The organism is Bordetella genomosp. 13 (assembly GCF_007679965.1).
Taxonomy (GTDB): domain Bacteria; phylum Pseudomonadota; class Gammaproteobacteria; order Burkholderiales; family Burkholderiaceae_B; genus Bordetella.
Genome location: NZ_VEHL01000006.1, coordinates 11,349 through 23,688 on the forward strand (window position 1 = coordinate 11,349; position 12,340 = coordinate 23,688).

A 12,340-nucleotide genomic window follows, 5' to 3' on the forward strand; every position below is an offset into this window, starting at 1 on the left:
AAATCGTACAAAACTAAATCAATATTGGATAGCTATCGTCGCCCTCCCTAGAATGACCCGAAAAAGCAGTCATCAGGAGACCTCGGCATGTCCGACACCACCCCGCATCCCGTGCCCGACCGGCGCGGCGAGAATTTCTACACCACGGACCGGGAGCTGCTGCAGTTGCTGCCGCTGTACCTGCCGGCCGACCTGCTTGCGCACATGACGCCGCACCTGGTCCGCCTGGGCGAGCTGGCGGGCAGCCATCTGGACGAACTGGCCAGCACGGCCGACCACAACCCGCCCACGCTGCAATACCGCTCGCGCAGCGGCCTGGACGAGCAGCGCGTGCTGAAGCATCCCGCCTACGTCGAGATGGAGCGCCTGGCCTTCAGCGAGTTCGGCCTGGGCGCGATGTCGCATCGCGAGGAAACGCTGGGCTGGCGGGGCAGGATGCCGCCGGCGGTGAAGTACGCGTTGACGTTCCTGTTCGTGCAGTGCGAGTTCGGCCTGTGCTGCCCGGTATCGATGACGGACTCGCTGACGCGCACGCTGCGCAAGTTCGGCGACCCCGACCTGGTGCGCCGCTATCTGCCGCGCCTGACCTCGCTGGACTTCGATGAACTGGCGCAAGGCGCCATGTTCATGACGGAGCAGGGCGCGGGCTCGGACATCGCCGCCACGGCCACCGAAGCGCGCCGCGACGCGGACGGCAACTGGCGCCTGCATGGCGACAAGTGGTTCTGCTCGAACCCGGATGCCGACTTCGCGATGGTGCTGGCGCGGCCCGACGATGCGCCCGCCGGCATGAAAGGCATCTCGCTGTTCCTGCTGCCGCGCCATCTGGACGACGGCAGCGCCAACGCCTATCGCATCATCCGCCTGAAGGACAAGCTGGGAACGCGTTCGATGGCCAGCGGCGAGATCCGGCTGGAGGGAGCGCTGGCGTACCTGGTGGGAGAGCCCGGCCGCGGCTTCGTGCAGATGGCCGACATGGTGAACAACTCGCGCCTGTCCAACGGCGTGCGCGCGGCGGGCCTGATGCGGCGTGCGGTGGCCGAGGCCGAGTTCGTTGCGCGCGAGCGCCGCGCGTTCGGCAAGCCGCTGCAGGACATGCCGCTGATGCGCCGCCAGCTGGACAAGCTGCGCGTGCCCGCCGAACAGGCCCGCACCATGGTGTTCCAGACCGCGCAGGCGCTGGCCCGCTCGGATGCCGGCGAACCCGACGCCTATGCGCTGCTGCGCATCCTGACCCCCATGATCAAGTTCCGCGCCTGCCGCGACGCGCGCAAGGTGACGGGCGATGCGATGGAAGTGCGCGGCGGCTGCGGCTACATCGAGGAATGGAGCGATCCGCGCCTGCTGCGCGACGCGCACCTGGGATCGATCTGGGAAGGCACCAGCAACATCGTGGCGCTGGACGTGATCCGCGCCATCAAGCGCGAGGGTTCCTTGCCCGTGCTGCGCGCGCACCTGGCGTCGCTGCTGGAACAGGCGACCGTGGCGCCCGCGTTCGCGCAGGCATCGCGAGGCGCCCTGGACGCCGCCAGCGCGCTGGCCGAGACCGCGGCCCAGGAAGGCGGCGATGCGCTGGCGCGCCAGGCCGCGTCCGCGCTGTATCACTGCACCAGCAGCATCGCCATGGCCTGGGAGGCTTCGCGGACCGGCTCGGCGGACCGGCTGCGCTGGGCGCAGCTGGCGCTGCGCCACCGCGTGCTGCCGCGCGATCCGCTGGCGCCGGATGCGCTGCCCACCGCGTGGGCCGAGGGCCCGCGCCAAGCCGCCGCCAGTCCCGCCTGATCCCGAACACGGCGGCGCCGCCGTGTATTGCAACCCGGCGCCGCCATCCTGGTTTTCTTCACCCCCATAACAGCACCGCGATCCACCGGCACGCAAGCCGGCGCGACATGCGGCATGCACAAAGGAGACATCCATGCACAAGCGAATCTTCCTGTCCGCCCTGGCCGCGGCCATCCTGTCCGCGGCCGCGCTGCCGCCGGCGCAGGCCGCCGAGAGCTTCCCGGCCAAGCCGGTGATGCTGGTGATTCCATACCCGCCCGGCGGCCCCACCGACGCGATGGCCCGCACCCTGGCCGCGGAAATCTCGAACTTCATCAGCCAGCCCATGATCGTGGAAAACCGCGCCGGCGCCAACGGCAACATCGGCGCCGAATACGTGGCGCGCGCCGCGCCCGACGGCTACACGCTGATGTTCGGCACCTCGGGCCCGCTGGCCATCAACTCCAGCCTGTACAGCAACCTGAACTACGACCCGGTCAAGAGCTACGCGCCGGTGGTCAACGTGGGCTACCTGCCCAACATCCTGGTGGTGAACCCCAGCGTGCCGGCCAAGACCGTGCCCGAGCTGGTGGCGTATTCGAAGTCGCATCCCGGCAAGCTGACGTTTGCCTCGTCGGGCAGCGGCGCGTCGTCGCACCTGGCGGGCGTGATGTTCAACGGCATCGCCGGCACGGACATCCTGCACGTGCCGTACAAGGGCACGGGGCCGGCGCTGACCGACCTGCTGGGCGGCCACGTGACCATGAGTTTCACCGACGTGCTGACCGCCAAGCCCTACGTGGAGAACGGCAAGCTGCGCGCGCTGGGCGTGACCACGGCCAAGCGCTCGCAGGCATTGCCCGACGTGCCCACGGTGGCGGAACAAGGCTATGCGGGCTACGACGTCAGCGTGTTCTTTGGCATCGTCGCGCCTGCCGGCACGCCCGACGATCGCGTGCAGGTGCTGAACAAGGCCTTCGTGCAGGCTCTGCACTCCGACAAGGTGAAAGCCCTGTTCGCCGCGCAGGGCCTGGAGTCCGCGGCGGACAACAGCCCGCAGGCGCTGGGCAAGTTCATCACGCAGGAGAAGGCCAAGTGGAAGACGGTCGTCGAGAAATCCGGCGCCCAGGTCAACTGAGGAACACGGCATGAGCAGTGCAATCAACATGGGCTCGCTGGCCGGGCTGCGCGTGCTGGACCTGTCGCGCATTCTGGGCGGCCCGTACTGCGGGCAGATCCTGGGCGACCACGGCGCCGACGTGCTGAAGGTCGAGCCGCCGCAGGGCGACGACACGCGCACCTGGGGTCCCCCGTTCCGCGACGGCGTGGCGTCCTACTACTTCGGGCTGAACCGCAACAAGCGCGTGCAGCACCTGGACCTGGCCACGGAGCCGGACCGCGAGCGGCTACTGGCGCTGATCGCGCAGTCCGACGTGCTGCTGGAGAACTTCAAGATCGGCACGATGGAGCGCTGGGGCCTGGGCTACGAGGCGCTGTCGCAGCGCTTTCCGCGCCTGATCTGGTGCCGCGTGTCGGGCTTCGGCGGCGATGGCCCGCTGGGCGCCTTGCCCGGCTACGACGCGGCCATCCAGGCCATGAGCGGCATCATGAGCGTCAACGGCGAGGCCGGCGGCGAGCCGCTGCGCGTGGGCCTGCCCGTGGTGGACATGGTGACGGGGCTCAACGCCGTGATCGGCATCCTGCTGGCCCTGAACGAGCGGCAGCGCAGCGGCCAGGGGCAGTTCGTCGAGGCCTCGCTGTACGACAGCGGCGTGTCGCTGCTGCATCCGCATGCGGCCAACTGGTTCATGGACGGCCGCGTGCCGCGGCGCACCGGCAACGCGCATCCCAACATCTATCCGTACGACACGTTCCGCACGGCCACCGAGCCGCTGTTCCTGGCGGTGGGCAACGACCGCCAGTTCGTCACGCTGTGCGGCGTTCTTGGCCGGCCGGAACTGGCGAAGGACGAACGCTACGCCAGCGCGGGCGGACGTTCGACGAACCGCGTGGCGCTGAAGGAAGCGCTGGAGGCCGCGCTGGCCGGCTTCGAGGCCGAGACGCTGGTGCCGCGACTGATGGCGGCGAACGTGCCGGCCGCGCCGGTATTGCCGGTGGACGCCGCGCTGAATCATCCGCACACGGCGCACCGCGGCATGGTGGTCGAGATGGACGAGCACTACCGCGGATTGGGCGCGCCCGTGAAGCTGGGCCGCACGCCGGCCACCTACCGGCATGCCCCGCTGACGCCAGGCGAGGACTTCGACCCCTTGCCCGGCGAATCCGTGTGACGGGAAGGCAACAAAACCGCCTTCGATCCGGCCGCGCATGCACGGGGTCGTTTTTTCGTGCATAATCGCGGTCCTCCTGTTCCCTGATAGCTCAGTCGGTAGAGCGACGGACTGTTAATCCGCAGGTCGCTGGTTCGAATCCAGCTCGGGGAGCCAAGAAATTCAGTACGACGAACGGCCTTTGGGTGGCGACACCGAAAGGCCGTTTTTCTTTGGGCCGCCCGGCCGCGGCGCAGGCACGCCCGCAGGGGAACATCCCCCGGCCTATGGCACTCCAATAGACATCTACAATGTCTTTTCACGCTGGCGGCCCGCAGGCCGCCGGCCGCTTTGCCGGGGATGCCTCCATGCCGACCGTCGACACCGACTCTTACGAAAACGCCTATTCCGAGCGCCGTTTCTGGCGCAAGCTGACCGGCCAGGCCTCGGCCGCCGGCCGCCAGGCGCTGGAGAAAGCGCTGTGGCTGTACTACGGCGCGCAAAGCCCCGATACGCCCAAGTGGGCGCGCCGCACCATCTACGGCGCGCTGGGCTATTTCGTGCTGCCGCTGGACGCCATTCCCGATTTCGCGCCGCTGGTGGGTTACACGGACGATCTGACCGTGATGGCCGCCGCCCTGACCGCCGTGGCCTTTGCCATCGACGACAAGGTCAAGCAGCGCGCCAGCGACACGATGGCGCGCTGGACCCGCGGCAAACCCATCCCCGAGGCCGCTGCCCACACCGATGCCGCCTCCTGACGCGGCTGCACGGCCGGAAGGCGCCGCCTCGCACTGGCTGGCCGAGGCCGTGCGGCTGCGCGAAGCGCATTGGGGGCCGCTGGAAGACGCCGACGCGGTGCGCCAGGCGCGCCTGGCCGGCGGCACGCTGGTCTCGCGCATCCTGCTGCGAGCGCACCTGTTGGCGCGCCGCGAGGGCCTGGACGTTTTGCTGGGCCGCTGGCGCCAGGGCGCCGCGCTCACCTTCATCCTGCTGGTGCTGGCCACGCTGCTGGCCGGCGCGGGCGCCGCGCTGGGCGCCCTCGGCGACGGCAGCCGGCCCGTGAACGTGTTGTGGGCCGGCTCGGCGCTGCTGGGACTGCATGCGCTGATGTTCGTGCTGTGGCTGGCCACTTTCGCCATCCGCCGCACGGGGGCCACGGGCCTGGGCCGGCTGTGGCTGTGGACAACCCGTAAGTTGGCGCGCGGCCCCGATTCCGCGCTGGTGCCGCAGGCGCTCCTGAACCTGCTGGCCCGCGCCGGCGCGCTGCGCTGGCTGTTCGGCGCGGCCAGCCACCTGCTGTGGCTGGCCGCGCTGTGCGCCGCGCTGGCCGTGCTGCTGGCCATGCTGTCCACCGCCAGCTACCGCTTCGTGTGGGCCACGACGCTGCTGCAGCCCGATACCTTCGTGCGGCTGGTGGCGGCGCTGGGCTGGCTGCCGGCGCAGCTGGGCTTCAGCACGCCGGATCCCGCCATGGTGCGGGCCAGCGACGGCGTGCAGGCCCTGCCCGCCGGCGCGCAGGCGCAGTGGGCCGTGTGGCTGCTGGGCCTGGTGGTGTGCTATGGCATCGTGCCGCGCCTGCTGGCGGGACTGGTGTGCATGATCATGGCGGCGCGTGCGCTGCGCCGCCTGCGCATCGAGCCCGAACTGCCCGGCTATGCGGCCCTGCGCGATCGCCTGCAGCCGCCCGCGGAATCCATCGGACTGGACCAGCCCGCCGGACCACTGCGCACCCCGGCCGTGGTCGCCGCGCAGGCCTTGCCCGACCTGGCCGGCCATGCCGTGCTGGCCGGCATCGAGCTGCCGCCCGGCACGCCCTGGCCGCCCGAGCCGCTGCCCGAGCAGGCGCACGACGCGGGCATCCTGGACACACGCGAGCAGCGCAATGCACTGCTGGACGCGCTGGCGCGCAGCGCCGCGCCGCGGCTGCTGCTGGCCTGCGATGCACACCAGACCCCCGACCGCGGCACCCTGGCGTTGATCGCCGACCTGTCCGGCAAGGCGGCGCAGACGCGCGTATGGCTGTCGGCCGGCTTCGACGACCCGGCGTCCGCCGACCGCAGCGCGACCTGGCGCGCCCGCCTGCAGGAGGCGGGCCTGCCGCCCGAGGCGATCCTGGCGGACTCGGATGCGCCGCTGCAATGGCTGGCGTCGACGGCGCAGGCCTGAATGCGATTCGCGGTTCCTGGGCGTGGACCGTAAAAACAACAGGCTTCGACGAATTCGCGGAACCTTGCGCTGGATCAAATATCCCTACTCGAAATAGGGGTATGATGGTGACGACTCAGCGCCTCTCCAGGCTTACGCCATGCTCCCCCTGACCCTTTCCGCTTGCCCCGACGCTCCCCGGTCGGCCGATCCCGTCGCGTGCTCGAATTGCGCGCTGCGCGACGTCTGCATGCCCGACGACCTGACGCCGGCGGACTTCGAGCGCCTGGACGCGCTGGTCTGCGCCTCGCGCAAGATCACGCGCGGCCAGACGCTGTATCGCCAGGGCGACGCCTTCCGCAACCTGTATGCGATCAAGGCGGGGGCTTTCAAGACGGTGGTCACGCTGCGCGACGGCCGCGAGCAGATCACGGGGTTCCACATCGCGGGCGAACCGCTGGGCCTGGATGGGATCCATGCCAGCGAACACACCGCCGACGCGGTGGCGCTGGAAGACGGCATGCTGTGCATCATTCCCTACGGCCGGCTCGAGCGCCTGTGCGCCGAGATGCGCGCCATGCAGCGCCACCTGCATCGCCTGATGAGCGGCGAGATCGTGCGCGCCTCGCAACTGATGGCGCTGCTGGGCAGCATGCGCGCCGAGGAACGCGTGTCGGCCTTCCTGCTGAACCTCTCGCAACGGCTGCGCACGCTGCGCCATGCCGACATGGAATTCAAGTTGCGCATGTCCCGCGAAGAGATCGGCAGCTATCTGGGCATGAAACTGGAAACGGTCAGCCGCATGCTGTCGCGCTTCCAGGACGAGCAACTTATCGAGGTACGCGGCAAGCAGATCCGCATCCTCGACGCCGAAGGCCTGCAGCGCGTCTAGCCCGAGGCCTGAAAAGGTCGTTCATCCCGCACGCCGCGAACCCGGCCGACACGCCTGGTCACAGCCTGGTGCGCGGTTGCGCCCCTTTTTAACGTGGCGTTCAGTTCCAAGGAATAACGTAGCCACATACACAAATGTGGCCCGGGCAATCGTGCCCGGTGGCGTGCTTCACCGCGCCGTCCGCACGGCGAAGTGAAGGCAGCGCACAGGCGCAAGGTCCGCTATCCGCGCTCCGAGTGCACCGTGGCTGCCCATCGCATCCGCCGTTCGGCAGCGTTTCCCGAGCCTGGCCGGATGCGTTGCTCGCCTTGCCTTCCCAAAAGGAACGAGAGCATGCAACAGTCTGCATCGGCGCAGCGGCCTTCCGGGCTCGCGTTGGCGCGCATGGTCGTCCGCGTGACGGCCGGCAATTTCCTCGAACAGTTCGACTTCTTCCTGTTCGGCTTCTACGCGACCCAGATCGCGGCGGTGTTCTTTCCCGCCAGCAGCGAGTTCGCGTCGCTGATGCAGACCTTCGCCGTGTTCGGCGCGGGCTTCCTGATGCGGCCGCTGGGCGCGGTCGTGCTGGGCGCCTACATCGACCGCGTGGGACGCCGCAAGGGGCTGATCGTGACGCTGTCGCTGATGGCCAGCGGCACGATCCTGATCGCCTTCGTGCCGGGCCACGAGACGCTGGGCGCGCTGGCGCCGCTGCTGGTGCTGGCCGGCCGGCTGCTGCAGGGCTTCTCGGCGGGGGCGGAGCTGGGCGGCGTGTCGGTCTATCTTTCGGAGATGGCCACGCCGGGCCGCAAGGGCTTCTACACCAGCTGGCAGTCGGGCAGCCAGCAGGTGTCCATCGTGGTGGCCGCCGCGCTGGGCTTCGCGTTGAACCACTGGATGGATACCGCCACCATCGCGGCCTGGGGCTGGCGCGTGCCGTTCTTCGTGGGCTGCATGATCATCCCGTTCATCTTCATGCTGCGCCGCAGCCTGGAGGAGACCGAAGCTTTCAAGACCCGCACGCATCGCCCCGACCTGCGCGAATCGTGGCTGTCGCTGGTGCAGAACTGGAAGCTGATGCTGGGCGGCGCGCTGCTGGTGGCGATGACCACCACGGCGTTCTACCTGATCACCGTCTACGCGCCCACGTTCGGCAAGAGCGTGCTGCACCTGAGCACCTCCGACAGCCTGCTGGTGACGCTGTGCGTGGGCGTGTCAAACTTCATCTGGCTGCCCATCGGCGGGGCGCTGTCGGATCGCATCGGCCGCAAGCCCGTGCTGCTGGCGATGACCGCGCTGACCATCGTCAGCGCCTATCCGGCGCTGTCGTACCTGGCCGATGGCCCCACCTTCGGCAAGATGCTGGGCGTGCTGCTGTGGCTGTCGTTCCTGTACGGCATCTACAACGGCGCGATGGTGGTGGCGTTGACGGAAGTGATGCCGGCCGCGGTGCGCGTGGCGGGCTTCTCGGTGGCCTACAGCCTGGCCACGGCGATCTTCGGCGGCTTCACGCCCGAGATCGCCACGGGCCTCATCCACGTCACGGGCGACCGCGCGGCGCCCGGCTGGTGGGTGACGATCGCCGCGGCCTGCGCGTTCGGCGCTACGCTGGCCCTGTACGGGCGCCGCGGCACGCAAGCGCCTGCCAGCGCGCCCGCCCACTGAAGACCACGCAGGCTTTTCACACGACTGGAGCAGACATGAAGAGAATCCATTTTCGCGCCCTGTCCCTGGCGGGGACGCTGTTGGCATCCTCGCTGGCCTTGCCCGCCGTCCACGCGGCGGAACTGCACGTGCTGATCTCCGGCGGCTTCTCGGCCGCCTACGAGGAACTGGGCAAGGAGTTCACCAAGGCCACGGGCAACACGCTGGTCACCGAGCACGGTCCGTCGATGGGCACGACGCACCAGGCGATTCCCAACCGCCTGTCGCGCCATGAGCCCGCGGACGTGGTCATCATGGTGGGCTACGCGCTGGACGACCTGGTGAAGAAGGGCCAGGTGGATGCCGCCTCGCGCGTCGAGCTGGCCGATTCGCGCATCGGCATGGTGGTGCGCAAGGGACAGGCCAAGCCGGACATCTCCACCGAGGAAGGCCTGAAGAAGGCCTTGCTGGCCACCAAGTCGTTCGCCTATTCCGACAGCGCCAGCGGCGTCTACATCGAGCGCGAGATGCTGAAGAAGCTGGGCATCGAAGACCAGGTCAAGGACAAGGGCCACAAGGTGCAGCGCATCCCGGTGGCCTCGCAGGTCGCCGCGGGCAAGTACGCCCTGGGCTTCCAGCAGGTGGCCGAACTGCTGCCCGAGAAGGGCGTGACCTTCGTCGGCAAGGTGCCCGACTCCGTGCAGTCGGTCACGCGCTACGCGGGCGGCGTGCCCAGCGAATCGAAGCACGCAAAGGAAGCCGCGGACCTGTTGAAGTTCCTGGCTTCGCCGCAGGCCCAGGCCACCCTCAGGAAGACGGGCCTGGATTCCATCGCCGCGAACTGAGCGCGTGCGGCGCGGGCGCCTCAGCGCCCGCCCGCCAGCCAGTCGCGCCGCACCAGGAAGTCCGCGTACAGGCGCGCCTCGGCCGACCCTGGCTCGGGCTGCCAGGCATAGCGCCAGGCGGCGTTGGGCGGCATGGACATCAGGATGGACTCGGTGCGCCCGCCGCTCTGCAGGCCGAACAGCGTGCCGCGATCCAGCACCAGGTTGAACTCGACGTAGCGGCCGCGCCGGTAGGCCTGGAAGTCGCGCTCGTGCTGGCCGTAGGGCGTGTCGCGGCGCTGCGTCGCGATGGGCAGATAGGCCCCCAGGAAGGCGTCGCCCACGCTGCGCAGCAGCGAGAAGTCGCCATCGAAGCCCAGCTCGCAGAAGTCGTCGAAGAAGATACCGCCCACGCCGCGCGGCTCGCCGCGGTGCGGCAGGTAGAAGTAGTCGTCGCACCACAGCTTGAAGCTGCGGTAGAGATCCGAGCCATACGGCGCCAGCGCATCGCGACAGGCGCGGTGGAAATGCCTTGCATCGTCCTCGAAGCCGTAGTGCGGCGTCAGGTCCATGCCGCCGCCGAACCACCACACGGGGGGATGGCCCTTGGACTGCGCGCAGAACAGCCGCACGTTCATGTGCACGGTCGGGCAGTACGGATTGCGAGGATGCAGCACCAGCGACACGCCCAGCGCCTCGAAGGCGCGGCCCGCCAGGTGCGTACGGCCGGCGCTGGCGGACGGCGGCAACGCATCGCCGCGCACGTGCGAGAAGTTCACGCCGCCGCGCTCGAAGAACCCGCCGTTCTCGATCACGCACGAACGGCCCTGGCCGCGCAGCGCCTCGCCCGCGGGCCGGGCCCACTCGTCGACCTCGAAGGGTTCGCCGTCGAACTCGGAGAGCGCCGCCACGATGCGCTGCTGCAGGTCGACCAGATAGCCGCGCACGGCCAGCACGTCGATGTTGTCGTCCGCGGCGACGCCGATCGGCGCGATCCGCCGGCCCAGCGCATGGTGGGCCTGTTCAGGAAGTGGGAGTGCCATGGAAGTCGGTCCATTGATGAGTACGCAGGTCGTACAACTTGCAGCGCCGGGCGGTGTCCCGATACCAGCGCAGCGAGAACGGCTGGATGACGATGCGGTCCGGCAGCATGTGCTCCAGCGTGCGCTGCGCCGCGTCCAGGCGGTACAGCGGAATGCTCATGTCCACGTGGTGCGCCGTGTGTTCCATGATGTGATGCAGCAGGGCGCCCAGCGGCCGTGGAAAGGTCAGGTGCACGGTGGTGGACACGAAGGGCTGCGCCCGCCCCCATTGCGTGCGATCGTCGTACCAGCCCACGCGCACGTGGGTGTGATGGGCATACAGCACGAAGCCCACCAGGGTGCACCAGACGAAGAACGGCAAGGCCACGCACAGGACCAGCAGCAGCGGCACGGATTGCCCCGTGGCCAGCGAGGCCCAGCACGCCAGGCCTACGGCGGATGCGCCGAATACTGCTACCAGCAGGCAGTCGCGCAGGAACACGGGGCGGCGCGTCGGCATCGAGGCGCGGCTGGGAAAGAACAGCCGCCGCCACCAGATCTCGATCATGTAGTACAGCCCTGGCGCCCAGCCGCTGCGGTAGACGCGTTCCATCCACCGGCGATGCCGCGGCAGGGCGTCGAACTCGGCTTGCGTCAGCGGCGCCCAGACGAAGTCGAAGCCCTTCAGGTTGGTGTAGCCGTGGTGCACGACGTTGTGGCCCACTTCCCACAGGCTGTACGGCGTGAGGGACGGCAAAAAGGCGATGCGGCCCAGCCAGCGGTTCAGCCGGCGCGACGGCGTCAGGCTCTGGTGGCAGGCGTCGTGCGCGATGATGAAGAGGCGTCCGATGACCAGTCCCGCGGCGATGCCGCAGGCGATCTTCAGCAGTACGCTTTCCGCCAGCACCACGCCGGCCAGCGCCGCCGCCAGCAGCGCATAGTCCAGCAGCAACAGCAGCACGGGATACGCGTACGTGCGCGTCACCAGCGGCGCCAGCCAGTCGCGCAGCACCTTGCGGTGCGGCAACGGCGCGCCGGGCGGGACCGGCTCGTGGAAATGCGTCATGTCCCGCCGACCTCAGAAGCGCCGGCCGATGCCCACGCCGACCAGCCAGGGATCGATCTTCAGCGTGCCCAGCGAGGCGCCCGCCAGCGAGGCATCGGTGCGGATCCACAGCTTCTTCACGTCGACGTTCATGAACCAGTCGTCGTCCAGGCCGATGTCCATGCCCAGCTGCAGCGCGGGGCCGAAGCTGTCGCGGTCGATGCGTACGCGCTGGCCCCCCGCGGACAGGCTGTTGTCGTAGAAGCGCGTGTAGTTGACGCCCGCGCCCGCATAGGGCCGAAAGCGCCCGTCCGGGTTGAAGTGGTATTGCAGCGTCAACGTGGGCGGCAGCAGGCTGACCTTGCCGAGGCTGCCCGCGCTGGAGGCGAGGCGGTGGCGCGTGGTGCCCAGGATCAGTTCGGCGCCCAGGTGGTCCGTGAACATGTAGGTCAGGTCCAGTTCGGGCACGGTGGACTGTTTGACACCCGCGTCCAGCGCTGACAACGTATCGTTGGTCGACACGTCCGGCGCCACGTGCAGGACGCGCAACCGGACCAGGACGTCGCCCTGGGCTGCCACGGCATTTCCACCGGCCAATGCCAGCAGGGCGGCCGCGCAGGCTATTCTGATGCTCTTCATGTTCATGACTACGCTCTCGTTGAGGATGCAGCCATCATTCCATCGGCGCCCTGGCGGCGCCTTGCGGCAGATCAAGTTTTCCACGCCCGGCCCGCGCGCGGCCTCGGAGCGCGCCC

The 12,340-nt window shown here is 69.1% G+C and carries 11 protein-coding genes and 1 tRNA gene; 9 read left to right on the plus strand and 3 right to left on the minus strand.

Annotation, left to right across the window (positions count from 1 at the left end; translation table 11 throughout):
* The first annotated feature begins 87 nt into the window (after window positions 1-87).
* The 9 genes from FS845_RS15285 to FS845_RS15325 all read left to right on the plus strand — a co-directional run bounded on the left by FS845_RS15285 (window position 88) and on the right by FS845_RS15325 (window position 9,539).
* Complete coding sequence (locus FS845_RS15285) at window positions 88-1,782, plus strand: acyl-CoA dehydrogenase family protein (protein WP_144636815.1); 1,695 nt, start codon at window positions 88-90, stop codon at window positions 1,780-1,782.
* A 133-nt stretch (window positions 1,783-1,915) separates the two neighbouring features.
* Entirely contained in the window at window positions 1,916-2,899 is a 984-nt protein-coding gene (locus tag FS845_RS15290; RefSeq protein WP_144636817.1) for a Bug family tripartite tricarboxylate transporter substrate binding protein, read from the plus strand.
* Window positions 2,900-2,909: 10 nt separating this feature from the next.
* Complete coding sequence (locus FS845_RS15295; protein ID WP_144636819.1) at window positions 2,910-4,052, plus strand: CaiB/BaiF CoA transferase family protein; 1,143 nt, start codon at window positions 2,910-2,912, stop codon at window positions 4,050-4,052.
* Window positions 4,053-4,132: 80 nt separating this feature from the next.
* Window positions 4,133-4,208: transfer RNA gene (locus tag FS845_RS15300), tRNA-Asn, on the plus strand.
* 191 nt (window positions 4,209-4,399) lie between these two features.
* Window positions 4,400-4,792, plus strand: coding sequence for a YkvA family protein (locus FS845_RS15305; protein ID WP_144636821.1), 393 nt, complete (start codon window positions 4,400-4,402; stop codon window positions 4,790-4,792).
* Complete coding sequence (locus FS845_RS15310; protein ID WP_144636823.1) at window positions 4,779-6,200, plus strand: DUF2868 domain-containing protein; 1,422 nt, start codon at window positions 4,779-4,781, stop codon at window positions 6,198-6,200. Before FS845_RS15305 ends, FS845_RS15310 begins: the two co-directional genes overlap by 14 nt.
* Before the next feature lie 139 nt (window positions 6,201-6,339).
* Window positions 6,340-7,071 carry a helix-turn-helix domain-containing protein gene (locus FS845_RS15315; RefSeq protein WP_144636825.1) on the plus strand — a complete coding sequence of 244 codons (732 nt, stop codon included), beginning with the start codon at window positions 6,340-6,342 and terminating at the stop codon, window positions 7,069-7,071.
* Window positions 7,072-7,404: 333 nt separating this feature from the next.
* Window positions 7,405-8,715 carry an MFS transporter gene (locus FS845_RS15320; protein ID WP_260986298.1) on the plus strand — a complete coding sequence of 437 codons (1,311 nt, stop codon included), beginning with the start codon at window positions 7,405-7,407 and terminating at the stop codon, window positions 8,713-8,715.
* Window positions 8,716-8,750: 35 nt separating this feature from the next.
* Complete coding sequence (locus FS845_RS15325; protein WP_144636827.1) at window positions 8,751-9,539, plus strand: substrate-binding domain-containing protein; 789 nt, start codon at window positions 8,751-8,753, stop codon at window positions 9,537-9,539.
* 20 nt (window positions 9,540-9,559) lie between these two features.
* Here the strand turns inward: FS845_RS15325 and hemF are convergent, their stop codons facing one another.
* From hemF to FS845_RS15340, 3 genes are all read right to left on the minus strand, one after another.
* Entirely contained in the window at window positions 9,560-10,480 is a 921-nt protein-coding gene (hemF, locus tag FS845_RS15330; RefSeq protein ID WP_260986314.1) for an oxygen-dependent coproporphyrinogen oxidase, read from the minus strand.
* A 61-nt stretch (window positions 10,481-10,541) separates the two neighbouring features.
* Complete coding sequence (locus FS845_RS15335) at window positions 10,542-11,606, minus strand: fatty acid desaturase (RefSeq protein ID WP_144636831.1); 1,065 nt, start codon at window positions 11,604-11,606, stop codon at window positions 10,542-10,544.
* Between the two features lie 12 nt (window positions 11,607-11,618).
* Window positions 11,619-12,230, minus strand: coding sequence for an OmpW/AlkL family protein (locus tag FS845_RS15340; RefSeq protein WP_144636833.1), 612 nt, complete (start codon window positions 12,228-12,230; stop codon window positions 11,619-11,621).
* Window positions 12,231-12,340: the final 110 nt, after the last annotated feature.

Excerpts from the sequence above, each read along its gene's own strand:
- FS845_RS15295 (WP_144636819.1), top strand. The coding sequence starts at position 2,910 with ATGAGCAGTGCAATCAACATGGGCTCGCTGGCCGGGCTGCGCGTGCTG.
- FS845_RS15290 (WP_144636817.1), top strand. The coding sequence starts at position 1,916 with ATGCACAAGCGAATCTTCCTGTCCGCCCTGGCCGCGGCCATCCTGTCC.
- FS845_RS15305 (WP_144636821.1), top strand. The coding sequence starts at position 4,400 with ATGCCGACCGTCGACACCGACTCTTACGAAAACGCCTATTCCGAGCGC.
- FS845_RS15340 (WP_144636833.1), bottom strand. The coding sequence starts at position 12,230 with ATGAACATGAAGAGCATCAGAATAGCCTGCGCGGCCGCCCTGCTGGCA.
- FS845_RS15335 (WP_144636831.1), bottom strand. The coding sequence starts at position 11,606 with ATGACGCATTTCCACGAGCCGGTCCCGCCCGGCGCGCCGTTGCCGCAC.
- FS845_RS15315 (WP_144636825.1), top strand. The coding sequence starts at position 6,340 with ATGCTCCCCCTGACCCTTTCCGCTTGCCCCGACGCTCCCCGGTCGGCC.
- FS845_RS15320 (WP_260986298.1), top strand. The coding sequence starts at position 7,405 with ATGCAACAGTCTGCATCGGCGCAGCGGCCTTCCGGGCTCGCGTTGGCG.
- FS845_RS15325 (WP_144636827.1), top strand. The coding sequence starts at position 8,751 with ATGAAGAGAATCCATTTTCGCGCCCTGTCCCTGGCGGGGACGCTGTTG.
- FS845_RS15285 (WP_144636815.1), top strand. The coding sequence starts at position 88 with ATGTCCGACACCACCCCGCATCCCGTGCCCGACCGGCGCGGCGAGAAT.
- FS845_RS15310 (WP_144636823.1), top strand. The coding sequence starts at position 4,779 with ATGCCGCCTCCTGACGCGGCTGCACGGCCGGAAGGCGCCGCCTCGCAC.